Annotated in this window: 29 protein-coding genes; 18 read left to right on the top strand and 11 right to left on the bottom strand. The window is 60.1% G+C overall.

Annotated elements, in window-relative coordinates; translation table 11 throughout:
* The first annotated feature begins 21 nt into the window (after positions 1–21).
* The 5 genes from HXW87_RS08275 to HXW87_RS08295 are packed head-to-tail and all read left to right on the top strand — an operon-like array spanning position 22 to position 3,792.
* Positions 22–429, top strand: coding sequence for a hypothetical protein (locus tag HXW87_RS08275; RefSeq protein ID WP_047291295.1), 408 nt, complete (start codon positions 22–24; stop codon positions 427–429).
* Entirely contained in the window at positions 410–1,786 is a 1,377-nt protein-coding gene (locus HXW87_RS08280; protein WP_239778739.1) for a class II fumarate hydratase, read from the top strand. Before HXW87_RS08275 ends, HXW87_RS08280 begins: the two co-directional genes overlap by 20 nt.
* Before the next feature lie 27 nt (positions 1,787–1,813).
* The gene (locus tag HXW87_RS08285) at positions 1,814–2,254 is read left to right on the top strand and encodes a hypothetical protein (protein ID WP_239778740.1); all 441 of its coding nucleotides are present in this window, start codon (positions 1,814–1,816) and stop codon (positions 2,252–2,254) included.
* Position 2,255: 1 nt separating this feature from the next.
* Positions 2,256–2,879, top strand: coding sequence for a superoxide dismutase (locus HXW87_RS08290; protein ID WP_047291301.1), 624 nt, complete (start codon positions 2,256–2,258; stop codon positions 2,877–2,879).
* A 19-nt stretch (positions 2,880–2,898) separates the two neighbouring features.
* Positions 2,899–3,792 (top strand): ZIP family metal transporter, encoded by an 894-nt coding sequence (locus HXW87_RS08295; protein ID WP_239778741.1) that lies wholly within the window; start codon positions 2,899–2,901, stop codon positions 3,790–3,792.
* 100 nt (positions 3,793–3,892) lie between these two features.
* Here the strand turns inward: HXW87_RS08295 and HXW87_RS08300 are convergent, their stop codons facing one another.
* From HXW87_RS08300 to HXW87_RS08345, 10 genes are all read right to left on the bottom strand, one after another.
* On the bottom strand, positions 3,893–4,168 hold the full coding sequence (locus tag HXW87_RS08300; RefSeq protein ID WP_047291306.1) for an HPr family phosphocarrier protein: 276 nt from the start codon (positions 4,166–4,168) through the stop codon (positions 3,893–3,895).
* Positions 4,169–4,183: 15 nt separating this feature from the next.
* Positions 4,184–5,041, bottom strand: a complete 858-nt coding sequence (rapZ, locus tag HXW87_RS08305) for an RNase adapter RapZ (RefSeq protein WP_047291309.1) — start codon at positions 5,039–5,041, stop codon at positions 4,184–4,186.
* A gap of 2 nt (positions 5,042–5,043) precedes the next feature.
* Complete coding sequence (gene ptsN, locus HXW87_RS08310; protein ID WP_041072845.1) at positions 5,044–5,508, bottom strand: PTS IIA-like nitrogen regulatory protein PtsN; 465 nt, start codon at positions 5,506–5,508, stop codon at positions 5,044–5,046.
* A 12-nt stretch (positions 5,509–5,520) separates the two neighbouring features.
* Complete coding sequence (gene raiA, locus HXW87_RS08315) at positions 5,521–5,829, bottom strand: ribosome-associated translation inhibitor RaiA (RefSeq protein ID WP_025109458.1); 309 nt, start codon at positions 5,827–5,829, stop codon at positions 5,521–5,523.
* Positions 5,830–5,902: 73 nt separating this feature from the next.
* Positions 5,903–7,396 (bottom strand): RNA polymerase factor sigma-54, encoded by a 1,494-nt coding sequence (locus tag HXW87_RS08320; RefSeq protein WP_239778742.1) that lies wholly within the window; start codon positions 7,394–7,396, stop codon positions 5,903–5,905.
* 188 nt (positions 7,397–7,584) lie between these two features.
* Complete coding sequence (gene lptB, locus HXW87_RS08325) at positions 7,585–8,310, bottom strand: LPS export ABC transporter ATP-binding protein (RefSeq protein WP_041072850.1); 726 nt, start codon at positions 8,308–8,310, stop codon at positions 7,585–7,587.
* Positions 8,310–8,855, bottom strand: coding sequence for a lipopolysaccharide transport periplasmic protein LptA (lptA, locus tag HXW87_RS08330; protein ID WP_025109456.1), 546 nt, complete (start codon positions 8,853–8,855; stop codon positions 8,310–8,312). The genes lptB and lptA overlap by 1 nt, the downstream gene beginning before the upstream one ends.
* Positions 8,842–9,414 carry an LPS export ABC transporter periplasmic protein LptC gene (gene lptC, locus HXW87_RS08335; protein ID WP_041072852.1) on the bottom strand — a complete coding sequence of 191 codons (573 nt, stop codon included), beginning with the start codon at positions 9,412–9,414 and terminating at the stop codon, positions 8,842–8,844. Before lptC ends, lptA begins: the two co-directional genes overlap by 14 nt.
* A gap of 8 nt (positions 9,415–9,422) precedes the next feature.
* Entirely contained in the window at positions 9,423–9,947 is a 525-nt protein-coding gene (locus HXW87_RS08340; RefSeq protein ID WP_007967216.1) for an HAD family hydrolase, read from the bottom strand.
* Positions 9,947–10,921, bottom strand: a complete 975-nt coding sequence (locus tag HXW87_RS08345) for a KpsF/GutQ family sugar-phosphate isomerase (RefSeq protein WP_239778743.1) — start codon at positions 10,919–10,921, stop codon at positions 9,947–9,949. The genes HXW87_RS08340 and HXW87_RS08345 overlap by 1 nt, the downstream gene beginning before the upstream one ends.
* A gap of 275 nt (positions 10,922–11,196) precedes the next feature.
* On the opposite strand from HXW87_RS08345, the gene HXW87_RS08350 reads away from it, so the two are divergent.
* The 10 genes from HXW87_RS08350 to hisC all read left to right on the top strand — a co-directional run bounded on the left by HXW87_RS08350 (position 11,197) and on the right by hisC (position 19,149).
* On the top strand, positions 11,197–12,006 hold the full coding sequence (locus HXW87_RS08350; RefSeq protein WP_047291316.1) for an ATP-binding cassette domain-containing protein: 810 nt from the start codon (positions 11,197–11,199) through the stop codon (positions 12,004–12,006).
* Positions 12,006–12,803 carry a lipid asymmetry maintenance ABC transporter permease subunit MlaE gene (mlaE, locus tag HXW87_RS08355; RefSeq protein ID WP_025109452.1) on the top strand — a complete coding sequence of 266 codons (798 nt, stop codon included), beginning with the start codon at positions 12,006–12,008 and terminating at the stop codon, positions 12,801–12,803. The genes HXW87_RS08350 and mlaE overlap by 1 nt, the downstream gene beginning before the upstream one ends.
* Complete coding sequence (gene mlaD, locus HXW87_RS08360) at positions 12,803–13,270, top strand: outer membrane lipid asymmetry maintenance protein MlaD (RefSeq protein ID WP_007967220.1); 468 nt, start codon at positions 12,803–12,805, stop codon at positions 13,268–13,270. Before mlaE ends, mlaD begins: the two co-directional genes overlap by 1 nt.
* An 11-nt stretch (positions 13,271–13,281) precedes the next feature.
* On the top strand, positions 13,282–13,935 hold the full coding sequence (locus HXW87_RS08365) for an ABC transporter substrate-binding protein (RefSeq protein WP_041072855.1): 654 nt from the start codon (positions 13,282–13,284) through the stop codon (positions 13,933–13,935).
* Positions 13,932–14,237 (top strand): STAS domain-containing protein, encoded by a 306-nt coding sequence (locus tag HXW87_RS08370; RefSeq protein ID WP_041072857.1) that lies wholly within the window; start codon positions 13,932–13,934, stop codon positions 14,235–14,237. Before HXW87_RS08365 ends, HXW87_RS08370 begins: the two co-directional genes overlap by 4 nt.
* A 116-nt stretch (positions 14,238–14,353) precedes the next feature.
* The gene (locus HXW87_RS08375) at positions 14,354–14,593 is read left to right on the top strand and encodes a BolA family protein (RefSeq protein WP_007953556.1); all 240 of its coding nucleotides are present in this window, start codon (positions 14,354–14,356) and stop codon (positions 14,591–14,593) included.
* Positions 14,594–14,615: 22 nt separating this feature from the next.
* Positions 14,616–15,881: a UDP-N-acetylglucosamine 1-carboxyvinyltransferase gene (gene murA / locus HXW87_RS08380; protein ID WP_045122295.1), complete on the top strand. Its 1,266-nt coding sequence runs from the start codon at positions 14,616–14,618 to the stop codon at positions 15,879–15,881.
* Between the two features lie 126 nt (positions 15,882–16,007).
* Complete coding sequence (gene hisG, locus HXW87_RS08385; protein WP_041072861.1) at positions 16,008–16,643, top strand: ATP phosphoribosyltransferase; 636 nt, start codon at positions 16,008–16,010, stop codon at positions 16,641–16,643.
* A gap of 125 nt (positions 16,644–16,768) precedes the next feature.
* Positions 16,769–18,094: a histidinol dehydrogenase gene (gene hisD / locus HXW87_RS08390; RefSeq protein ID WP_095667485.1), complete on the top strand. Its 1,326-nt coding sequence runs from the start codon at positions 16,769–16,771 to the stop codon at positions 18,092–18,094.
* Between the two features lie 2 nt (positions 18,095–18,096).
* On the top strand, positions 18,097–19,149 hold the full coding sequence (gene hisC / locus HXW87_RS08395) for a histidinol-phosphate transaminase (protein ID WP_182403862.1): 1,053 nt from the start codon (positions 18,097–18,099) through the stop codon (positions 19,147–19,149).
* Between the two features lie 122 nt (positions 19,150–19,271).
* Here the strand turns inward: hisC and algW are convergent, their stop codons facing one another.
* Positions 19,272–20,426, bottom strand: coding sequence for a Do family serine endopeptidase AlgW (gene algW, locus HXW87_RS08400; RefSeq protein ID WP_041072868.1), 1,155 nt, complete (start codon positions 20,424–20,426; stop codon positions 19,272–19,274).
* A 103-nt stretch (positions 20,427–20,529) separates the two neighbouring features.
* Between algW and HXW87_RS08405 the strand changes: the two genes are divergently transcribed.
* The 3 genes from HXW87_RS08405 (at position 20,530) to cysN (ending at position 24,294) form a co-directional block, all read left to right on the top strand.
* A complete protein-coding gene (locus tag HXW87_RS08405) occupies positions 20,530–21,288 on the top strand; it encodes a Nif3-like dinuclear metal center hexameric protein (protein WP_047291328.1) in 759 nt (252 codons plus the stop codon).
* Between the two features lie 180 nt (positions 21,289–21,468).
* Positions 21,469–22,386 (top strand): sulfate adenylyltransferase subunit CysD, encoded by a 918-nt coding sequence (gene cysD / locus HXW87_RS08410; protein ID WP_007912374.1) that lies wholly within the window; start codon positions 21,469–21,471, stop codon positions 22,384–22,386.
* A gap of 9 nt (positions 22,387–22,395) precedes the next feature.
* The gene (gene cysN / locus HXW87_RS08415; protein ID WP_239778744.1) at positions 22,396–24,294 is read left to right on the top strand and encodes a sulfate adenylyltransferase subunit CysN; all 1,899 of its coding nucleotides are present in this window, start codon (positions 22,396–22,398) and stop codon (positions 24,292–24,294) included.
* Positions 24,295–24,840 lie beyond the last annotated feature (546 nt).

Genomic DNA, 24,840 nt, shown 5'->3' on the forward strand with positions numbered 1-24,840 from the left:
TCTCCGAACGAGTCCCGGATCATGAGTTCTGCCTTGCACGAGCAGCCATACCTCGAAAGCTGGCGCTGGATGAGTCGCCAGATCCGTTGCGCGATGGACCCCGACGAACCGCGCCTGATCGAACATTACCTGGCCGAGGGCCGTTATCTGGCCTGCTGCACGGCGACTTCCCCGTGGACCATCGCTGAAACCTCCTTCCGCTTGCTGCTCGACACAGCCACCGACATCGCGTTGCCATGGCATTGGCGCAGCTTGTGTCTCGATCAAGCCTGGCGCCCGCTGCGTGAAATGGAGCGCCTGTCGCTGTGCAACTGCCGACTCCAGCGTTGGCAGCGCTACACCTGGCAACTGGCGACCTGCGAGTTGCAACCTTCGATTCCTCTCATTGAATCAGTCCAAGGATTTTCAGATGACCAAGACTCGTATTGAGCGCGACAGCATGGGCGAACTGCGGGTGCCGGTGGACGCTCTCTACGGCGCGCAGACCCAGCGCGCAGTGGATAACTTCCCGATCAGCGGCAAACCGATGCCAACGCAGTTCATCCGTGCGCTGATCCTCGCCAAAGCCGCCGCCGCGCGGGCCAACGTTGAACTCAACCAGCTCAGCGCCTCGCAAGGCAAGGCCATCAGCGACGCCGCGCAAGGCCTGCTCGAAGGCGATTTCATGCAGCATTTTCCGGTGGATATCTTCCAGACCGGCTCCGGCACCAGTTCCAACATGAACGCCAATGAAGTGATCGCAACCCTCGCCAGTCGCCTGCTCGGCGAGCCGGTCAACCCGAACGATCACGTCAACTGCGGCCAGAGCAGCAACGACATCATCCCGACCACCATTCACGTCAGCGCTGCCCTGGCGTTGCACGAACAACTCCTGCCGGCGTTGCTGCATCTGGTGCAGGTCATCGAAAACAAAGCCGTGCAAGTGCATCACCACGTTAAAACCGGCCGCACGCACCTGATGGATGCGATGCCGGTGCGCATGAGTCAGGTGCTCAACGGTTGGGCGCAGCAACTCAAGGCCAACATCGCCCACCTGCAGGATCTGCTGCCGAGCCTGCAATCGCTGGCGCAGGGTGGCACGGCCGTCGGCACCGGGATCAATGCGCACCCGGAATTCGCCGCGCGTTTCAGCCGCCAATTAAGCCAGCTGACCCATGTGCAATTCACTCCGGGCAAGGATCTGTTCGCCCTGATCGGCTCGCAGGACACCGCCGTCGCCGTCTCTGGCCAACTCAAGGCCATTGCCGTGTCGCTGATGAAAATCGCCAACGACTTGCGCTGGATGAACTCCGGCCCGCTCGCCGGTCTCGGCGAAATCGAGCTGGAAGCTTTGCAGCCGGGGTCGTCGATCATGCCGGGCAAGGTCAATCCGGTGATCCCGGAAGCCACCGCGATGGTCGCCGCGCAAGTCATCGGCAACGATTCGGTGATCACCATCGCCGGCCAGTCGGGCAACTTCGAGCTGAACGTGATGCTGCCGATCATCGCCCAGAACCTGTTGAGCAGCATCGAACTGCTGGCCAATGCCAGCCGTCTGCTCGGCGACAAAGCCATCGCCAGCTTCAAGGTCAACGAGTCGCGGCTCAAGGAAGCGCTGTCGCGCAACCCGATTCTGGTCACCGCGCTCAACCCGATCATCGGTTACCAGAAAGCCGCGGAAATCGCCAAGCAGGCCTACAAACAGGGTCGTCCGGTGATTGACGTCGCGCTGGAGCAAACCGACCTGTCGCGCAGCCAACTGGAAGAGTTACTCAACCCCGAGAAACTCACTGCCGGCGGCGTGTAAATCCCGCAACTGCTTTGGAGGTTCACCATGGAGCACTGGAAACGCACGATCGAACGGGCCAATCGCTGCTTCATGCTCGGCGAACTGATTGATGCCCGTGAGGCTTACCTGCAAGCCCTGGCCTTGGCGCAAGTGCTGTTCGAACGCTGGGCGGACGCCGACGAAGCAGTGGCGGCCTGCGTCATCTCCCACCACAACCTGGCGGATCTGCACCTGCGCCTGAACCAGCCGGAGGAGAGCGCCGAGTACCTCTGCGCGATTCATCAACGGTTATTGCAGACCATGCAGGACGAGCGCCTGCGCCCGGCCCTGCGGGAAGCGGCGTTGCGCCAGAGCAGCAAGACCTACGTCGAGCTGCTGAATTTCATCGGCGAACACGGCGAATACCCGCGCACCCAGCGCCTGCTGCACCCGGACACCGGCAATGCACGCCGCGCGTCAGCCTCACATCACCATGGAGTCCACTGAAATGGCTTTTACCTTGCCTGCCTTGCCGTACGCCTACGACGCCCTGGAACCGCACATCGATGCGCAAACCATGGAGATTCACTACACCAAGCACCACCAGACCTACATCAACAACCTCAACGCTGCCGTCGAAGGCACTGAGTACGCCGAGTGGCCGGTGGAAAAACTGGTCGCCAGCGTCCAGCAGTTGCCGGAAAAACTCCGTGCGGCCGTGATCAATCAGGGTGGCGGGCATGCCAACCATTCGCTGTTCTGGGAAGTCATGGTGCCCAACGGTGGCGGCAAGCCTGACGGTGCACTGGCCAAGGCAATCGAGGAGCAACTGGGCGGTCTCGACAGCTTCAAGGAGGCCTTCACCAAAGCCGCGCTGACCCGTTTCGGCAGTGGCTGGGCCTGGCTCAGCGTGACCCCGGAAAAAGAACTGGTCGTGGAAAGTAGCGGCAATCAGGACAGCCCGTTGATGAACGGCAACACGCCGATTCTCGGTCTGGACGTCTGGGAACACGCCTACTACCTGCGTTACCAAAACCGTCGCCCGGAATACATCAACGCGTTCTACAACGTGATCAATTGGCCTGAAGTTGCCGCGCGTTATCAGGCTGCTCTGGTTTTAAGTCATCCATAAAAACAATCCAAGGCTGACTATGAGCACTGAAACACTGGCGGCTGGCGGTGGACGCATGTTTCGTTACGCGATCGGGTCGCTGTTGCTGCTGGCGGGCATGACTTTGCTGGCGGCGCATGGGCTGGAGTGGCTGGATCTGCAGCCGAAACTGTCGCGGGCCTTGCAGGGTGGCGCGATTTGCGCCCTCGGCACGGCGCTCGGCGCGGTGCCGGTGCTGGTGATCCGGCGCATGCCGCAGAGGCTCAGCGATACGCTGCTGGGTTTTGGTGCCGGCGTGATGCTGGCGGCGACTGCGTTTTCGCTGATCGTGCCAGGTATCGCTGCTGCTGAAAGTCTGGGCCTGACACCGTGGGCTGCCAGCGGGTTGATCTGCTTCGGCATCATGCTCGGTGCATTCGGTCTGTATCTGGCGGACCTGAAACTGTCCGGCGCCTCACCGGAAATGCTCGTCGGTACCTCTGAGCGCCCGGTGATCCCGCCAAGGATCTGGTTGTTTGTCTTCGCCATCATTGCCCACAACATCCCGGAAGGCATGGCGGTGGGGGTGTCTGCTGGCGGCGGCATGCCGGATGCCGACAGCCTGGCGATGGGCATCGCCTTGCAGGATGTGCCAGAGGGGTTAGTGATTGCGCTGGTGTTGGCCGGGGCCGGGATGTCGCGGGTCAAGGCGTTTTTGATCGGTGCGGCGTCAGGGCTGGTCGAGCCGGTGTTTGCGCTGCTCTGTGCGTGGCTGGTCAGCCTGGCAGAGTTGTTGTTGCCGTTGGGGCTGGCGCTGGCCGCGGGAGCGATGTTGCTGGTAGTGACGCATGAGGTGATCCCCGAGTCGCGACGCAATGGTCATGACAAGCTGGCCAGTCTTGGCTTGCTGATCGGGTTTTGTCTGATGATGGTGATGGATACCGCATTGGGCTGAATATCAAAAGATCGCAGCCTGCGGCAGCTCCTGCATTGGAATGCGTTCACTGTAGGAGCTGCCGCAGGCTGCGATCTTTTGATCTTTTGATCTTTAACGATCAACCACCCTCATCGAAGTAGTTGTTGATCAACGCCACCAGCGCATCCAGCGCTTCTTTTTCCTGATGGCCTTCGGTACTCAGATAGATCTTCGTGCCCTTGCCGGCAGCCAGCATCATCATCGCCATGATGCTTTTACCGTCCACGGTTGTTTCTGGTGTACGACCCACTCTGATCGTGCAATCCGGGAACTGACCCGCCACCCCGACGAACTTGGCCGAAGCTCGGGCATGCAGGCCCAGTTTATTGATGATTTCGATTTCCAGAGCAGGCATCGCGGTGTGAATCCTTTAAGTGAGGTCGCGGTGGCGAACCTGGACGTTCTTCAGGGTTTTCTGCAGGGCCTGACCCAGGCGTTCGGTCAGGTAAACGGAGCGGTGATGCCCACCTGTGCAGCCAATGGCAATGGTGACGTAGGCGCGGTTGCTCGCCGCAAAGCGTGGCAGCCATTTATTCAGATAGCCGAAGATATCCTGATACATCTCCTCGACTTCCGGCTGCGCCGCCAGGTATTCGGCGACTGGTGCATCGAGACCCGATTGGGCGCGTAGCTCCGGCTTCCAGTACGGGTTGGGCAGGCAGCGCACATCGAATACCAGATCCGCATCCACCGGCATGCCGCGCTTGAAGCCGAACGACTCGACCAGAAACGCCGTGCCCGGCTCCGGCTGGTTCAGCAGGCGCAACTTGATGGTGTCACGCAGTTGGTACAGATTCAGGTTGGTGGTGTTGACCTTGAGGTCGGCCAGGTCGGCAATCGGGCCGAGCAGGGCAGTTTCGTCGTTGATCGCTTCGGCCAGCGAGCGGTTGGCAGTGCTCAGCGGATGGCGTCGGCGGGTTTCCGAGAAGCGCTTGAGCAGGGTTTCTTCGTCAGCATCCAGATACAGCACATCGCACTGGATGTGGCGGGCGCGGACTTCTTCAAGCAGTTCGGGGAAACGCGACAGGTGGCTCGGCAGATTGCGTGCATCGATCGACACGGCCACCAGCGGCTGGGCCAGCTCCGTATGAATCAGGGCGCGTTCGGCGAGTTCCGGCAGCAAGCCGGCCGGCAGGTTGTCGATGCAGTAGTAGCCGTTGTCCTCAAGGACATCCAGGGCAGTACTTTTACCCGAGCCGGAGCGGCCGCTGACGATGATCAAACGCATGATTAATGACCGTTCTGCTCGCTCAGGACGACCTGATACAAGGCTTCGTTACTCGGTGCGCTGCGCAGTTTTTCGCGCACTTCCTTGCGATCAAGCATGCTGGCGATCTGGCGCAGTAATTCCAGGTGAGCATCGGTGGCCGCTTCCGGGACCAGCAGGACAAACAGCAAGTCAACCGGAGCGCCGTCGATGGCATCGAAATCAATGGGGGCATCAAGGTGCATCAATGCGCTGATAGGCGCTTCGCAGCCTTTGAGGCGACAGTGGGGAATGGCGATGCCGTTGCCGAAACCGGTGGAACCGAGTTTCTCACGGGCGATCAGCGCATCGAACACATCCTGCATGGCCAGATCCGGCACTTCTTTATGGATGAGGTTGGCAATCTGTTCGAGGGCTTTCTTTTTACTGCCGCCCGGCACGTTCACCAGGGAACGGCCGGGGGTCAGGATACTTTCAAGTCGGATCATGGGTTGGGAGTGTTAACGACCGGTTGCGCCCTGAAGGAGGCTCTGGGTCTTTTCCTTATGCTTTTTGAGTTGGCGATCCAGCTTGTCGGTCAGTGAGTCGATCGCAGCATACATGTCGGTATCTTCTGCGTTGGCGACCACTTCGCTGCCGGGAATATGCAAGGTGGCTTCGATTTTCTGCTTCAGCTTCTCGACGCACATCGTGACCTGCACGTTGGTGATCTTGTCGAAATGGCGCTCCAATCGTTCGAGTTTCTCGTTGATGTAGGTGCGCAGAGGTTCGGTCACTTCCAGTTGGTGTCCACTGATGTTGACTTGCATACAGCTTCTCCTTCGTTGCCAGTGCATAAAGCGGCAGGCCGGATAGCCTGCCACTGGAACGCTGTAACGTGGCTTACATCAACCGCTTGCGTTCGCTCGAAGGCGCGATCCCGAGGGATTCACGGTACTTGGCGACGGTGCGGCGAGCCACCTGAATGCCTTGTGCCTCCAGTAAACCAGCGATCTTGCTGTCACTCAATGGCTTTTTCTGATTTTCCGCCGCGACCAGTTTTTTGATGATCGCGCGGATCGCCGTGGAAGAGCATTCGCCGCCTTCAGAGGTGCTGACGTGGCTGGAGAAAAAATATTTCAGTTCATAAATGCCCCGAGGGGTATGCATGAATTTCTGCGTGGTGACCCGGGAAATCGTCGATTCGTGCATGCCGACCGCCTCGGCGATGTCATGCAGGACCAACGGTTTCATGGCTTCGTCGCCGTATTCCAGGAAGCCACGTTGGTGCTCGACGATCTGGGTGGCCACCTTCATCAGGGTTTCATTGCGGCTTTGCAGGCTCTTGATGAACCAGCGCGCTTCCTGCAACTGATTGCGCATGAAGGTGTTGTCGGCGCTGGTGTCGGCGCGCCGCACGAACCCGGCGTACTGCGCATTGACCCGCAGACGAGGCACCGACTCCTGATTCAGCTCGACCAGCCAGCGTTCGTTGTCCTTGCGCACAATCACGTCGGGCACCACGTACTCGGCTTCGGTGGATTCGATCTGTGAACCCGGGCGCGGATTGAGGCTCTGCACCAGCTCGATGACCTGACGCAGCTCGTCTTCCTTGAGCTTCATGCGTCGCATCAGCTGGCTGTAGTCGCGACTGCCAAGCGGATCGATGTAATCGCTGACCAGACGCTTGGCTTCGTTCAGCCAAGGAGTCTTGGCCGGGAGCTGACGCAGTTGCAGCAACAGGCATTCACCGAGGTTGCGCGCGCCGATGCCGGCGGGTTCGAATTGCTGGATGCGGTGCAGGACGGCTTCGATCTCGTCCAGCTCGATGTCGAGTTCCGGATCAAAGGCGTCGAGAATTTCTTCGAGGGTTTCGTCGAGATAACCCTGATTGTTGATGCAATCGATCAGGGTCACGGCGATCAGGCGGTCGGTGTCGGACATCGGCGCCAGGTTCAGTTGCCACAGCAGATGGCTTTGCAGGCTTTCCCCGGCGGAGGTGCGGGTGGTGAAATCCCACTCGTCGTCATCGCTGCTGGGCAGGCTGCTGGCGCTGGTCTGGTAGACGTCTTCCCAGGCGGTATCGACGGGCAATTCGTTAGGAATGCGCTCGTTCCATTCGCCTTCCTCCAGGTTGTCCACCGTCGGGGCGGTTTCCTGATAGGAGGGTTCCTGAATCTCGGTGTTGGGTTTTTGTTCGGCGTTGTCGGCCAATGGATCGGAGTTGTCGAAGTCGTCGCCTTCTTCCTGGCGCTCGAGCATCGGATTGGATTCCAGGGCCTCCTGGATTTCCTGTTGCAGATCCAGGGTCGACAATTGGAGCAGGCGGATGGCCTGTTGCAGCTGCGGTGTCATCGTCAGCTGCTGGCCCATTCTCAAGACTAGCGATGGTTTCATGGCAGGGGCTTAACACCTTATTCGCCGGCGCGCATGCGCCATCCACTACAGGGCGCCGAAGCGCCAAACTTAAGCAAATTATATGCCTGAAACTGTCGTGTTTGCCTAGAGCGCTGTAACAATAAAGCGTATAAAAAAAGCGCTTCAACGTTACAGCACCCGGACGGCTGGCCGAATGCGCTCGCGCTTTAGAGGCGGAACTCGTGGCCCAGGTACACTTCCTTCACCAGGTCGTTGGCAAGGATGGTTGCCGCATCGCCTTCAGCGATCAGTTGACCGTCGTTGACGATGTAGGCGGTCTCGCAGATATCCAGCGTCTCACGCACGTTATGGTCGGTGATCAGTACACCGATGCCCTTGGCCTTGAGGTGATGGATGATCTGCTTGATGTCGCCGACCGAGATCGGGTCGACACCGGCGAACGGTTCGTCGAGCAGGATGAATTTCGGGGCGGTCGCCAGGGCGCGGGCGATTTCCACCCGACGGCGTTCACCACCGGACAGGCTCATGCCGAGGTTGTCGCGGATGTGGCTGATATGGAACTCCTGCAGCAGGCTTTCCAGCTCCTTGCGACGACCGGCCTTGTCGAGCTCCTGACGGGTCTCGAGGATGGCCATGATGTTGTCGGCCACCGACAGTTTGCGGAAGATCGATGCTTCTTGCGGCAGATAGCCGATACCGGCCTTGGCGCGACCGTGCATCGGCTGGTGGCTGACGTCCAGATCGTCGATCAGTACGCGGCCCTGATCGGCCTGCACCAGGCCGACGATCATGTAGAAGCAGGTGGTCTTGCCGGCGCCGTTCGGGCCGAGCAGGCCGACGATCTGGCCGCTGTCGATCGACAGGCTGACGTCACGCACGACCTGGCGGCTTTTATAGGCCTTGGCCAGGTGCTGAGCTTTCAGAGTTGCCATTACTGGGTTTTCTCGTCGGTTTTCTTCTTCGGCTGGATCACCATGTCGATGCGCGGACGCGTCTCGGTGACCTTGTTGCCGGTAGCGCGACCGGCGCTGGCCAGTTTTCTCACCGTGTCATAGACGATTTTCTCGCCCTGGGTGGTGTTGTTGTCCTTGTCGACAACCTTGGCCTTGTCGATCAGCACGACGCGGTTTTGCGCGGCGTGATACTGGATCGTCACGCCCCAGCCCTGTACAGGCTTGGTGTCACCCTGGGTTTGCAACTGCTCGAAGTAGGCAAGGTTACCCACCGAGGTCACCACGTCGATGTCGCCGGTCGGGGTGCGGGTGATGGTCACCGTATTGCCCTTAACGATCATCGAACCCTGGGTGATGATCACGTCACCTTTATAGGTGGCGATGCCATTCTTGTCGTCCAGTTGGGCGTCGTCGGCCTGAATGCGGATAGGTTGCTGCTGATCGTTCGGCAGAGCCCAGGCGCTCACGCTTCCCAGTGCTGCGCCCAGACTGAGCAAAATAGGGAGGGTTTTAACGAGCCTCATACTGTCCTCTTACGTTCGATTGCAGGTGTATCCTGCTTTCCTTCAAATACGCCTTCATTCCCACGCCAGTCGATACACCGCCAGCGCCGTCGATTCTAACGGGTTGCTCGGTCTGCGCATATTGCTGCTGAGGGAACACCGTCATGCGGGTGCTGGTGATCAGGGTGTCGCGGTTCTTTTCATCGGTGCGCTTGATGCGTACCGAGTCGATCAGTTCTACCTGGGTTCCGTCCGGGTTCACTTCGCCACGCTCGCTGGTCACGTGCCATGGAAAGTCTGTGCCGCGGAACATGTTGAGGTCGGGTTTGGTGACCAGTGTCACATCCGTCGCTTTCAGATGCTCGGCCTTGTCCGACGTCATTTCGTACTGCACCTTGCCGTCCGGAAGGTATTGCAGGGTATGCGTGTTCGTGGCGTACCAGTCGATGGCGGTGTCTTCGACCTTGGTCACAGGCTTGTCGAGGAACCGTTCAGGGCTGATGTTCCAGTAGCCGACCGCTGCAAACAGGGCAGCGATACAGCCGAACAACAGGAAGTTGCGAAATTTTTTGCTAAACATGGTTTGGCTCACAGGTACGCGGCGTTGGCCGCATCGAGGCGGCCCTGGGCGCGCAGGATCAATTCGCAGAACTCTCGGGCGGCACCTTCGCCACCGCGGGCCCGGGTCACGCCATGGGCGTGTTCGCGCACGAAGTCGGCAGCATTGGCCACGGCCATGCCCAAGCCTACGCGGCGGATCACCGGCAGGTCAGGCAGGTCGTCACCGAGGTAGGCGACCTGTTCATAGCTTAGGCCCAGTTGCGCCAATAGGCCGTCCAGAACCACCAATTTGTCTTCGCGGCCCTGAAACAGGTGCGGGATGCCGAGGTTCTTCGCCCGGCGCTCGACCACCGGCGTCTTGCGGCCGCTGATGATGGCGGTTTCTACGCCGGCATTCATCAGCATCTTGATGCCCTGGCCGTCGAGGGTGTTGAAGGTCTTGAATTCGCTGCCGTCTTCGAGGAAGTACAGGCGCCCGTCGGTGAGGACGCCATCGACGTCGAACACCGCCAGTTTGATCGCTTTGCCGCGTTGCAGCAGATCGGTTGTCATTACATCACTCCTGCACGCAGCAGATCGGAGAGGTTGAAGGCGCCGATCGGGCGATCTTCTTCGTCCACGACCACCAGTGCGTTGATTCGGTGGTCTTCCATGATTTTCAGCGCTTCGGCGGCGAGCATCTCCGGCCGTGCGGTCTTGCCGTGTGCGGTCATGACCTGGTCGATGGTGGCGCTGCGGATGTCGATGCTGCGATCCAGGGTGCGGCGCAAGTCGCCGTCGGTGAAGATCCCGGCGAGTTTGCCATCGGCTTCAACGATCGCGGTCATGCCCAGGCCCTTGCGGGTCATTTCCATGAGCGCGTCCTTGAGCAGGGTACCGCGTTGCACTTGCGGCAGCTCCTGGCCGGCGTGCATGACGTTTTCCACTTTCAGCAACAGGCGTCGACCCAGGGCGCCGCCCGGGTGGGAGAAAGCAAAATCTTCCGCGGTAAAACCCCGGGCTTCCAGCAGCGCCACGGCCAGGGCATCGCCCATGACCAGCGCAGCGGTGGTCGAGGAAGTCGGTGCCAGGTTCAGCGGGCAGGCTTCGTGCTCGACGTGAACGTTGAGATTGACTTCGGCGGCCTTGGCCAGCGGTGACTGTGGATTGCCGGTCAGGCTGATCAACCGGATGCCCAGGCGCTTGATCAACGGCAGCAGGGTGACGATTTCGTTGGTCGAGCCGGAGTTGGAGAGGGCAAGGATCACGTCATCGCGGGTGATCATGCCCATGTCGCCGTGGCTGGCTTCGGCTGGATGAACAAAAAATGCCGGGGTGCCGGTGCTGGCCAGGGTCGCGGCAATCTTGTTGCCGACGTGCCCGGATTTGCCCATGCCGACCACGACCACACGGCCCTTGCTGGCCAGAATCATCTCGCAAGCGCGTACGAAATCGGCGTCGATATGGGGCAACAAGCCTTGTACGGCTTCCACTTCGAGGCGGATGGTGCGTTGTGCCGATTGAATCAGGTCGCTGGATTGGCTCATGTCAGAAATCGTATAGCCCGATGAAAAGGCGGCGATTATAGCGGTTATGTTGAAAAGCCTCACGCAAGTTCGTCGAGCTTTGTCATTCCTGGCAACCAAAACCCTGAAAAAGTGCCATCGGGCCTGTCATATCGTTGAACGCGGAAGGGCATGGGCCTTGGGCGCTTGGCGTTTGCAGTGATATAGTTCGCCGCCAGTTCGGCCTGCCCGGGAGGTATGTGCTTTCTACGGAAAGCCAGGCGTCCGAGTGAGAGGCTGCATCGCAAGGAGTTTAGATGAGTGCCGATAACGCCTACGCGGTCGAGCTGAAGGGAGTCTCCTTCAAGCGCGGTGCGCGCAGCATTTTCAATAACGTCGATATTCGCATCCCGCGCGGCAAGGTTACCGGCATCATGGGGCCTTCCGGGTGTGGCAAGACCACGCTGCTGCGATTGATGGGCGCGCAATTACGTCCCTCCAGCGGGGAAGTCTGGGTCAACGGTCAGAACCTGCCGTCGCTGTCGCGCAGTGATCTGTTCGATGCGCGAAAGCACATGGGCGTGCTGTTTCAGAGTGGCGCGCTGTTCACCGATCTCGATGTCTTCGAGAACGTCGCTTTCCCCCTGCGGGTTCATACCCAATTACCGGACGAGATGATCCGCGACATCGTCCTGCTCAAATTGCAGGCGGTTGGACTGCGCGGCGCGATCGAGTTGATGCCGGACGAGCTGTCGGGCGGCATGAAACGTCGCGTGGCGCTGGCGCGGGCGATCGCGCTCGATCCGCAGATTCTCATGTATGACGAGCCTTTCGTTGGTCAGGATCCGATCGCCATGGGCGTGCTGGTGCGTCTGATCCGTCTGCTCAACGATGCGCTGGGCATTACCAGCATTGTGGTTTCCCACGACCTGGCCGAAACCGCGAGCATCGCTGACTACATCTATGTCGTGGGTGATGGTCAGGTGCTGGGACAGGGCACGCCGGACGAATTGATGAACTCGGATGAACCGCGTATTCGCCAGTTCATGACCGGCAACCCCGATGGCCCGGTGCCGTACCATTTTCCAGCGACGGATTACCGCGCAGATCTTCTGGGGAAGCGCTGATGCGCAGAATTTCATTGATAGAACGCGTCCGCCGCTTCGGCGAGACGGCGATCGACGCCGTGGCGGTGTTTGGCCGCGCGACCCTGTTCCTGTTTCACGCCCTGCTCGGTCGTGGCGGCATCAGCGGCGGTTTTGGTCTGCTGGTCAAGCAACTGCATTCGGTTGGCGTGATGTCGCTGGTGATCATCGTCGTCTCGGGGATTTTCATCGGCATGGTGCTGGCGCTGCAGGGCTTCAGTATTCTGTCGAGCTACGGTTCGGAGCAGGCAGTGGGACAGATGGTTGCCCTGACTTTGTTGCGAGAGTTGGGTCCGGTGGTGACGGCGTTGCTGTTTGCCGGGCGTGCCGGTTCGGCGCTGACGGCCGAAATCGGCAACATGAAGTCCACCGAACAGCTTTCCAGCCTGGAAATGATCGGCGTCGACCCGCTCAAGTACATCATTGCTCCGCGCCTGTGGGCCGGTTTCATTTCCCTGCCGGTGCTGGCGATGATTTTCAGCGTGGTAGGCATCTGGGGTGGTTCGTGGGTGGCTGTCGACTGGCTGGGTGTGTATGAAGGCTCTTATTGGGCGAACATGCAGAACAGCGTGAATTTCACCAGCGACGTGCTCAACGGCGTGATCAAAAGTATTGTTTTTGCCTTTGTAGTGACCTGGATTGCCGTATTCCAAGGCTATGACTGTGAGCCCACTTCCGAGGGGATCAGTCGTGCCACCACCAAGACCGTGGTGTTTGCCTCGCTGGCAGTGCTCGGCCTGGACTTTATTCTGACCGCTTTGATGTTTGGAGATTTCTGATGCAAAACCGCACCCTGGAAATCGGTGTCGGCCTGTTCCTGCTGGCAGGGATCCTGGCCTTGTTGCTGCTGGCGCTGCGGGTCAGTGGCCTGTCTCCGACCTCGACCACCGACACCTATAAGCTGTATGCCTACTTCGACAATATCGCCGGTTTGACGGTCAGAGCCAAAGTGACCATGGCCGGTGTAACCATCGGCAAGGTCACGGCCATCGATCTGGATCGCGACAGCTTCACCGGTCGGGTCACCCTGCAAGTGGATAAAAAGGTCGACAACCTGCCGACCGACTCCACAGCGTCTATCCTGACCGCTGGCCTGTTGGGCGAGAAGTACATCGGCATCAGCGTGGGTGGGGAGGACACTCGTCTGAAGGATGGTGGAACCATCCACGACACGCAGTCGTCTCTGGTACTGGAAGACCTGATCGGTAAATTCCTGCTCAATACCGTTAGCAAAGACGCCAAATGAGGAGCTTTTGAATGATCTCTACCTTGCGACGTGGCCTGTTGGTGTTGCTCGCGACACTGCCACTGCTGGCTAACGCTGCGCCCGGGCAATCGGCGCACGATCTGGTTCAGGACACCACGAACCGGATGCTGGCCGACCTGTCGGCCAACAAAGCGAAATACAAGCAGGATCCGGCTGATTTCTATGCCGCGTTGAACAACATCGTCGGCCCGGTAGTGGATGCCGAGGGCATTTCCAAGAGCATCATGACGGTCAAGTATTCGCGCAAGGCCACGCCTGCGCAGATGCAGACCTTCCAGGAAAACTTCAAGAAAGGCCTGTTCCAGTTCTACGGCAATGCCTTGCTCGAATACAACAATCAGGGCATCACGGTTGATCCGGCCAAGGATGAATCGGGCGATCGCACCAGCGTCGGCATGACCGTCAAGGGCAGCAACGGCGCGATCTATCCGGTGCAGTACACGCTGGAGAAGATCAACGGCGAGTGGAAGCTGCGCAACGTGATCATTAACGGCATCAACATTGGCAAGCTGTTCCGTGATCAGTTCGCGGATGCGATGCAGCGCAATGGCAACGATCTGGACAAGACCATCAACAATTGGGCTGGCGAAGTGGCCAAGGCCAAGGAAACCACCGAGAAAGCTGCCGAGAAGCCAGCGCAATGAATGAGGCGGCAGTTCGTATGAGTGATGTCGACGAGCTATTGCTCAGCGGAGTGCTGGACTATCGCACAGGCCCCGACCTGCGCAAGGAAGGCCAGGCGCTGATCAAGTCCAGCAAGGCGGCATCGCTGGTGATTGATTGTTCGGCAGTGAAGAAGTCCAGCAGCGTCGGCTTGTCCTTGCTGCTGTGCTTCATGCGCGATGCCCGGGCGGCCGGCAAGGCCGTCAGCATCCGCGCGATGCCGGAAGACATGCGCGAAATCGCTCAGGTCAGCGAACTGACCGAGTTGCTGGCGCACCCCTGAACCCGCATCGACAAACAAGCCCCCCGTCAGAGTCCTGCCAATGCGGGGTTCGCAGGCGCGGGGCTTTTTTGTATGATGTCCGACCCGTGCGCACAGGGCGCCGATTGAGGTTGAGCATGCAGGCCGTAGAAGTGAAGAGCTTCCTTGAAGGAAAGCTGCCAGGAACGCAGGTGGAAGTTGAAGGCGAAGGCTGCAACTTCCAGCTGAACGTGATTAGTGATGAACTGGCGGCGTTGAGCCCGGTCAAGCGTCAGCAAAGCATCTATGCCCATTTGAACCCTTGGATCGCTGATGGCAGCATCCACGCGGTCACTATGAAATTTTTCAGCAGCGCGGCCTGGGCCGAGCGCACCTGAGCCCTAGGGCGTCGAGATTCTTATGGATAAATTGATTATTACCGGTGGCGTTCGTCTTGATGGCGAAATCCGTATCTCCGGGGCGAAGAACTCCGCCCTGCCGATTCTGGCCGCCACCCTGCTGTGCGATGGCCCGGTGACCGTTGGCAACCTGCCGCACCTGCACGACATCACCACCATGATCGAGCTGTTCGGTCGCATGGGCATCGAGCCTGTGATCGACGAGAAACTCAGCGTTGAAATCGACCCACGCACCATCAAGACCCTGATCGCGCCGTACGAACTGGTGAAAACCATGCGTGCCTCGATCCTGGTTCTGGGGCCGATGGTTGCCCGTTTCGGTGAAGCCGAAGTCGCCCTGCCTGGCGGTTGCGCCATCGGTTCGCGCCCGGTTGACCTGCACATCCGTGGTCTTGAAGCCATGGGCGCGGTGATCGACGTCGAAGGCGGCTACATCAAGGCCAAGGCGCCTGAAGGCGGCCTGCGCGGCGCAAGCTTCTTCTTCGATACCGTCAGTGTGACCGGTACCGAAAACATCATGATGGCTGCAGCCCTCGCCAAGGGTCGCAGCGTGCTGCAGAACGCTGCGCGCGAGCCGGAAGTGGTTGACCTGGCGAACTTCCTCAACGCCATGGGCGCCAAGGTTTCCGGCGCTGGTACCGACACCATTACCATCGATGGCGTCGAGCGCCTGGGCTCGTGCTTCTACAAAGTCATGCCTGACCGTATCGAAACCGGCACCTACCTGGTGGCCGCAGCGGTCACCGGTGGCCGTGTGAAGGTCAAGGACACCGATCCGACCATCCTCGAAGCCGTTCTGGAAAAGCTCCGTGAAGCCGGCGCTGAAGTCACCAGCGGTGAAGACTGGATCGAGCTGAACATGCACGGCAAGCGCCCGAAAGCGGTCAACGTGCGCACGGCACCGTATCCAGCGTTCCCGACCGACATGCAGGCGCAGTTCATCTCGCTCAACGCCATTGCCGAAGGCACCGGTGCGGTAATCGAGACGATCTTCGAAAACCGTTTCATGCACGTGTACGAACTGCACCGCATGGGCGCCAAAATCCAGGTCGAAGGCAACACTGCGATCGTCACCGGTACTGAAGTGCTGAAGGGCGCGCCAGTGATGGCCACCGACCTGCGTGCTTCGGCGAGTCTGGTCATCTCGGCCCTGGTGGCCGAAGGCGATACCCTGATCGACCGCATCTACCACATCGACCGTGGTTACGAGTGCATCGAAGAAAAACTGCAGATGCTGGGCGCCAAGATCCGTCGCGTTCCGGGCTAGTCGCTGCACTGGGCACAGGGAGGTGTCCACTGAATTTGTTTCGAGTCGAGCCGGTATCCGGCTCGATGTGTGTCCGGCGCCGATTGCGACCGGACATGAGTACCTTGATAAGGACTGACGTTTCCCATGTTGACCATCGCACTGTCCAAGGGCCGCATCCTTGACGATACCCTGCCGCTTCTCGCTGAAGCCGGCATCGTGCCGACCGAGAATCCGGACAAGAGCCGCAAACTGATCATCCCCACCACTCAGGATGACGTACGTCTGTTGATCGTGCGTGCCACCGACGTGCCGACCTATGTCGAGCATGGCGCGGCCGACCTCGGCGTCGCCGGTAAAGACGTGCTGATGGAATACACCGGCCAGGGCCTCTACGAGCCGCTGGATCTGCAGATTGCCCAGTGCAAGCTGATGACGGCCGGCAAGATCGGCGCAGCCGAGCCCAAGGGCCGTTTGCGCGTGGCGACCAAGTTCGTCAACGTTGCCAAGCGCTACTACGCCGAGCAGGGCCGTCAGGTCGACATCATCAAGCTCTACGGCTCGATGGAGCTGGCGCCGCTGATCGGTCTGGCCGACAAGATCATCGACGTGGTCGACACCGGCAACACACTGCGCGCCAACGGCCTGGAACCTCAGGAACTGATCGCGACGATCAGCTCGCGCCTGGTGGTCAACAAGGCTTCGATGAAGATGCAACACGCCCGAATCCAGGCGTTGATCGATACCCTGCGCACGGCAGTGGAATCGCGACACCGCGGCTGATGTACCTGCGCGACCTTGAGTCGCGCCCGTCTATCCGCCTCATAGCCAGAATCTCAGGTGCCCAAGCGGAAACGACTGCTAAGTTAGGGCGCCTGAGTTTTTGCCATTCCTATGAGGCTCTCGCTATGACCGCACCGACTGCAATTCGCCGACTCAACGCTGCTGACCCGGATTTCGCGCATCATCTGGATCATCTGCTGAGCTGGGAAAGTGTGTCTGACGACTCGGTCAATCAGCGCGTGCTGGACATCATCAAGGCGGTGCGCGAACGCGGTGACGCCGCGCTGGTCGAGTTCACCCAGAAATTCGACGGTCTCGAAGTCGCCTCGATGGCTGACCTGATCCTGCCGCGCGAGCGTCTGGAACTGGCCCTGACTCGCATCACCGTGGCACAGCGCGAAGCGCTGGAAAAAGCCGCGGCGCGGGTGCGCAGCTACCACGAAAAACAGAAACAGGACTCCTGGAGCTACACCGAGGCCGACGGCACCGTGCTCGGCCAGAAGGTTACGCCGCTGGATCGCGCCGGCCTGTACGTGCCGGGCGGCAAGGCGTCATACCCGTCGTCGGTGTTGATGAACGCGATTCCGGCCAAGGTTGCCGGCGTGGCCGAAGTGGTCATGGTGGTGCCGACCCCGCGCGGTGAAATCAATGAGCTGGTGCTGGCGGCGGCGTGCATTGCCGGCGTTGACCGGGTGTTCACCATTGGCGGCGCACAAGCGGTTGCCGCACTGGCTTACGGCACCGAAAGCGTGCCGCAGGTGGACAAAGTGGTCGGCCCGGGCAACATCTATGTCGCCACTGCCAAACGCCACGTATTCGGTCAGGTCGGCATCGACATGATCGCCGGCCCCTCGGAAATTCTCGTAGTGTGCGACGGCCAGACCGATCCGGACTGGATCGCCATGGACCTGTTCTCCCAGGCCGAGCACGACGAAGACGCGCAGGCGATTCTGGTCAGTCCCGACGCCGAGTTCCTCGACAAGGTCGCGGCGAGCATCGACAAACTGCTGCCGACCATGGACCGCGCGGCCATCATCGAAACTTCGATCAATGGTCGCGGTGCGCTGATTCACGTGCGTGACATGGCGCAAGCCATCGAAGTCGCCAACCGCATCGCCCCGGAACATCTAGAGCTGTCGGTCGCTGACCCACAAGCGTGGTTGCCGCAGATCCGTCACGCCGGCGCGATCTTCATGGGCCGTCACACCTCCGAGGCGCTGGGCGACTACTGCGCCGGCCCGAACCACGTGCTGCCAACCTCCGGCACTGCGCGGTTCTCCTCGCCACTGGGGGTGTACGACTTCCAGAAACGTTCGTCGATCATCTTCTGCTCCGAGGCCGGTGCTTCCGAGCTGGGCAAGACCGCGTCCGTGCTGGCCCGTGGCGAATCCCTGAGCGCGCACGCCCGCAGTGCCGAATACCGCATCAAAGACGAAGTGAAGGGGAATTGAACATGAGTAAATTCTGGAGCCCGTTCGTCAAGGATCTGGTGCCGTATGTGCCGGGCGAACAGCCGAAGCTGACCAGACTGGTCAAGCTCAACACCAACGAAAACCCTTACGGCCCGTCGCCCAAAGCCCTGGCGGCGATGCAGACCGAGCTCAACGACAATCTGCGCCTGTACCCGGACCCGAACAGCGATCTGCTGAAAACCGCCGTCGCCCACTACTACGGCGTGCAGAGCAATCAGGTGTTCCTCGGCAACGGTTCGGACGAAGTGCTCGCGCACATTTTCCACGGTCTGCTGCAACACGAGCAGCCGCTGCTGTTTCCGGACATCAGCTACAGCTTCTATCCGGTGTATTGCGGTCTGTACGGCATCCAGTTCGACGCCGTGCCGCTGGACGCACAGTTCCAGATCAACCCGGCGGACTACGCCAAACCCAACGGCGGGATCATTTTCCCCAACCCGAACGCACCGACCGGTTGCCTGCTGGCACTGGAAGCGGTCGAGCAGATCCTCCAGGCCAGCCCGGATTCGGTGGTCGTGGTGGATGAGGCCTACATCGACTTCGGCGGCGAAACGGCGATCAGCCTGGTGGATCGTTATCCGAACCTGCTGGTGACCCAGACCCTGTCCAAGTCGCGCTCGCTGGCCGGACTGCGTGTCGGCCTGGCGGTGGGTCATCCGGATCTGATCGAAGCGCTGGAGCGAATCAAAAACAGCTTCAACTCCTATCCGCTGGATCGTCTGGCGATTGTCGGGGCGGCGGCCGCGTTCGAGGATCGCGAGTACTTCGACAAGACGTGCCGTCTGGTCATCGAAAGTCGCGAGTGGGTCATTGCGCAGTTGCAGGCCAAGGGTTTCGAAGTGCTGCCGTCGGCGGCGAACTTCATCTTTGCCCGTCACCCGCAACACGATGCGGCAGGGCTGGCGGCCAGGCTGCGCGAGCAGGGCGTGATCGTGCGTCACTTCAAGCAGGAGCGGATTGCCCAGTTCCTGCGGATTTCGATCGGTACGCCGGAGCAGAATCAGGCGCTGATCGACGGCCTCGGCGACCTCTAAACCGCCGCTGAACCTGTGGGAGCGAGCCTGCTCGCGAAAGCGCTTGGCCATTCAATAACGATGTTGAATGTGCCGGCCTCTTCGCGAGCAAGCTCGCTCCCACAGTGTTTTTGGGTTGTTGTTTACTCTTCTTCCTTGACCGGCGCCGGCGGTGGACGCAGGCCGATTTCCGCGGTCAGCTTGAGCTCCTTGCCATTGCGCATCACTTGAATCGTGACCTTGTCAGTCGGCTTGATCCGCGCCACCTGGTTCATCGACTTGCGGCCATCACCCGCCGGTTCGCCGTCGATACTCAGAATCACGTCACCCAGCTGCAGGCCGGCCTTCTGTGCCGGGCCATCGCGGAAGATTCCCGCCACGACAATTCCCGGACGCCCGGACAGGCCAAACGACTCGGCCAGCTCCTGAGTCAGCGGCTGCACTTCAATACCGAGCCAGCCACGTATCACCTGACCGTGCTCGATGATCGACTTCATCACTTCCATCGCCAGTTTCACCGGGATCGCAAAACCGATGCCCTGCGAGCCGCCGGACTTGGAGAAGATCGCGGTGTTGATGCCGGTGAGGTTGCCGTTGGCATCGACCAGTGCGCCGCCGGAGTTGCCCGGGTTGATCGCCGCGTCGGTCTGGATGAAGTCTTCGTAGTTGTTCAGGCCCAACTGGTTGCGCCCGGTGGCGCTGATGATGCCCATGGTCACGGTCTGGCCGACGCCGAACGGGTTGCCGATGGCCAGCGCGACGTCGCCGATACGGATGTTGTCGGAGCGGCCGACGGTGATCGCCGGGAGGTTTTTCAGGTCAATCTTCAGCACCGCGAGGTCGGTTTCCGGGTCGCTGCCGATGACGCGGGCGAGGGTTTCGCGCCCATCCTTGAGTGCCACCACGATCTGATCGGCGCCAGTGGTTACGTGGTTGTTGGTCAGGATGTAGCCTTCCGGGCTCATGATCACGCCGGAACCGAGGCTCGATTCCATGCGTTTCTGCTTCGGCGAGTTGTCACCGAAGAAGCGCCGGAACTGTGGGTCCTCAAACAGCGGGTGCGCCGGTTTGTTGATGACTTTGGTGGTGTAGAGGTTGACCACCGACGGTGCGGCGATGGTCACCGCGTCGGCATAGGACACCGGGCCCTGCTGCACACTGGTGGTTTGCGGGGCCTGTTGCAGGTTGACGTCGAGGCTCGGAAGCCCGACCCACTGCGGGTAACGCTGAATAATCAACAGAGCGATAAGCACGCCGGCCAACAGCGGCCAGCCAAAAAAACGCAGCGCCTTGAGCATTAAGCACGTCCTGGAAAAGTTGCAGGCGGGGGCAGACCGCCGATAATGTCGCGCATTATACGAGGCCGCGCGCGCCTCTGAACGGGATATTTAGGAGTCTTTCATGGCTGTCGCCCTCAGCACCCTGGTCGAAGAAGCCGACCGTTACCTCGGCAGTGCGAAAATCGCCGATTATTGCCCCAATGGCCTGCAGGTCGAAGGTCGTCCGCAGGTGATGCGCATTGTCAGTGGCGTCACCGCCAGTCAGGCCTTGCTCGATGCTGCAGTGGAAGCCGAAGCCGATCTGATACTCGTGCATCACGGCTATTTCTGGAAAGGCGAAAACCCGTGCATCACCGGCATGAAGCAGCGCCGCCTGAAGACCCTGCTCAAGCACGACATCAGTCTGCTCGCTTATCACCTGCCACTGGACCTGCACCCGGAGGTTGGCAACAACGTGCAACTGGCGCGTCAACTGGACATCACCGTCGAAGGGCCGTTGGACCCGGACAACCTGAAGATCGTCGGGCTGGTCGGCTCGTTGAACGAGCCCATGACCCCGCGTGATTTCGCGCGCAAGGTTCAGGATGTCATGGGGCGCGAGCCACTGCTGGTCGAAGGCAGTGCGATGATTCGCCGGGTCGGCTGGTGCACTGGTGGCGGGCAGGGCTATATCGATCAGGGCGTGGCGGCGGGCGTTGATCTGTTCCTCAGTGGCGAAGCCTCCGAGCAGACCTTCCACAGCGCCCGGGAAAACGACATCAGCTTCATCGCCGCCGGCCACCATGCCACCGAGCGCTATGGAGTGCAGGCGCTGGGCGACTACCTGGCAAAACGTTTTGCTCTGGAACACATCTTCATCGACTGCCCGAACCCGATCTGACGACTCCCGGCGAGCCTGATCTGAGATGCTGTCCTACAGGGTTAGTGGGGCAAACTGGTGGGCATATTCATATGCCCTTTCGATCTAGTTGGCGTCCTGATTAGAAGAGGGCGCTGTGCTAGGATTCCCCGCTCGAACACGGCCCGCTGGCCGTTCATAAGAAAGCTTTCGTGAGTAGCCATGGTCGACAAACTGACGCATCTGAAACAGCTGGAGGCGGAAAGCATCCACATCATCCGCGAGGTGGCCGCCGAGTTCGACAACCCGGTGATGCTGTACTCCATCGGTAAAGACTCCGCCGTGATGCTGCACCTGGCACGCAAGGCGTTCTTCCCGGGCAAACTGCCGTTTCCGGTGATGCACGTCGACACTCGCTGGAAATTCCAGGAGATGTACAAGTTCCGCGACAAGATGGTCGAAGAGCTGGGCCTGGACCTGATCACCCACATCAACCCCGATGGCGTGGCGCAGAACATCAACCCGTTCACCCATGGCAGCGCCAAGCACACCGACATCATGAAGACCGAGGGCCTGAAGCAGGCACTCGACAAGCATGGTTTCGACGCCGCGTTCGGTGGTGCCCGTCGTGACGAAGAGAAGTCCCGCGCCAAGGAGCGCGTGTATTCGTTCCGCGACAGCAAGCATCGCTGGGACCCGAAGAATCAGCGTCCGGAGCTGTGGAACGTCTACAACGGCAAGGTCAACAAGGGCGAATCCATTCGTGTGTTCCCGTTGTCGAACTGGACCGAACTGGACATCTGGCAGTACATCTACCTCGAAGGCATCCCGATCGTGCCGCTGTACTTCGCCGCCGAACGCGAAGTGATCGAGAAGAACGGCACCCTGATCATGATCGACGACGAGCGCATCCTTGAGCATCTGTCCGACGAGGACAAGGCGCGTATCGTCAAAAAGAAAGTGCGTTTCCGTACCCTTGGCTGCTACCCGTTGACGGGCGCGGTGGAGTCCGAGGCCGAAAGCCTCACGGACATCATTCAGGAAATGCTCCTGACGCGAACTTCCGAGCGCCAGGGCCGGGTCATCGACCACGATGGCGCCGGCTCGATGGAAGATAAAAAACGTCAAGGCTATTTCTAAGGGGTTGTCATGTCGCACGCATCTGATTTGATCAGCGAGGACATCCTCGCCTACCTGGGCCAGCACGAACGTAAAGAGCTGCTGCGCTTTTTGACCTGCGGTAACGTCGACGACGGCAAAAGTACCCTGATCGGGCGCCTGCTGCACGACTCCAAGATGATCTACGAAGATCATCTGGAAGCCATTACCCGCGATTCGAAGAAAGTCGGCACCACCGGTGACGACATCGACCTGGCATTGCTGGTCGACGGCCTGCAGGCCGAGCGTGAGCAGGGCATCACCATTGATGTCGCCTACCGCTATTTCTCCACCGCCAAGCGCAAGTTCATCATCGCCGACACCCCCGGCCATGAGCAGTACACCCGCAACATGGCCACCGGTGCATCCACCTGTGACCTGGCGATCATTCTGGTCGATGCCCGTTACGGCGTGCAGACCCAGACCCGTCGCCACAGCTTCATCGCCTCGTTGCTCGGCATCAAGCACATCGTCGTCGCCATCAACAAGATGGACCTGAAAGACTTCGATGAAGGCGTGTTCGAGTCGATCAAGGCCGACTACCTGAAGTTCGCCGAAGGCTTGAAGATGAAGCCGACCAGCATGCACTTCGTGCCGATGTCTGCTCTCAAGGGCGACAACGTGGTGAACAAGTCCGAGCGCTCGCCGTGGTACACGGGCCAGTCGCTGATGGAAATTCTCGAGACCGTGGAGGTGTCGGGCGATCGCAACTTCACCGATCTGCGCTTCCCGGTGCAATACGTCAACCGTCCGAACCTGAACTTCCGCGGCTTCGCCGGCACCCTCGCCAGCGGCATCGTGCACAAGGGCGACGAAGTGGTGGTGCTGCCGTCGGGCAAGAGCAGCCGTGTCAAATCCATCGTTACCTTCGAAGGTGAGCTGGAGCAGGCCGGTCCTGGTCAAGCGGTGACGCTGACCATGGAAGACGAAATCGACATCTCCCGTGGCGACTTGCTGGTGCATGCCGACAACGTGCCGCCGGTCACCGACAGCTTCGAAGCGATGCTGGTGTGGATGGCTGAAGAGCCGATGTTGCCGGGCAAGAAATACGACATCAAGCGCGCCACCAGTTACGTGCCCGGCTCGATTGCCAGCATCGTCAACAAGGTCGACGTCAACACCCTTGAAGAAGGTCCGGCGAGCGCGTTGCAGCTCAACGAAATCGGCAAGGTGAAGGTCGCGCTCGACGCGCCGATCGCCCTCGACGGTTACGACAGCAACCGCACCACCGGCGCGTTCATCGTTATTGATCGTCTGACCAACGGCACCGTTGGCGCCGGCATGATCGTCGCTCAGCCACTGAGCCACGGCACGGCCACCCACCACGGCAAACTGGCCCACGTTGCTACCGAAGAACGTGCCCAGCGCTTTGGCCAGCAACCGGCTACCGTGCTGTTCAGCGGTCTGTCGGGCGCGGGCAAGAGCACGCTGGCCTATGCGGTCGAGCGCAAGTTGTTCGACATGGGCCGTGCGGTGTTTGTGCTGGATGGTCAGAATCTGCGTCACGACCTGAACAAAGGTCTGCCGCAGGATCGTGCCGGTCGTACCGAGAACTGGCGTCGTGCCGCACATGTGGCGCGTCAGTTCAACGAAGCCGGTCTGTTGACCCTGGCGGCGTTTGTTGCGCCGAGTGCTGAAGGTCGCGAGCAGGCCAGGGAGCTGATCGGCAAGGAGCGTCTGCTGACGGTTTATGTGCAGGCTTCGCCGGCGGTGTGTGCCGAGCGTGATCCGCAAGGCTTGTATGCTGCGGGTGGCGATAATATTCCGGGTGAGTCGTTCCCGTATGACGTGCCGCTGAATGCCGATCTGGTGATCGACACGCAGTCGCTGTCGCTGGAAGAGAGCGTCAAGCAGGTGTTGGATCTGCTGCGCAAGCGTGGCGCGATTTAAGCGTTAGCCGGAAATGAAAGGCCCGCGGATGAGTGATCATCGGCGGGCTTTTTTATTGGGGGCGATTTGGTTTTCGGCGATGGCGGCTTTTGGGCCGACCATGCTCTTGTTGATTGAGTACATATCCGTTGCTGCGGTAACGGCTGCTTAGGGTTTCGCCCTTACGGCGAGTCACCTTTTCCAAACGCCGAAAAGGTAACCCAAAAGGCTTGCTCCTGCGTTCGGCCCGCTCGCTGGGGCTCGGGGTCCCTTCGCTGCGGGATTGATCCGGGGGCAGCGCCTACGGTTTGCTTCGCTGCACCTCCTCTCGCTGTGTTTGGCTGCGCCAAACGGTCGCTGCGCTCCCACCCCCGGATCAATCCCTTCGCTCAGCCTTCCGACGTCGCCCGTGGATCAAGATCAAGAGCTGCAGCCGAGCTTGCGCTCATCCTGGAGTGGGGCGGCATGCGCCGCGTGCGGGTTGTATTATCTTCCCTGTAGGAGCTGCCGCAGGCTGCGATCTTTTGATCTTGTTTTTGTGGGAGCTGGCCTGCCAGCGATGGCGCT

This window comes from Pseudomonas sp. Y5-11 (assembly GCF_022368695.1).
Taxonomy (GTDB): domain Bacteria; phylum Pseudomonadota; class Gammaproteobacteria; order Pseudomonadales; family Pseudomonadaceae; genus Aquipseudomonas; species Aquipseudomonas parakoreensis.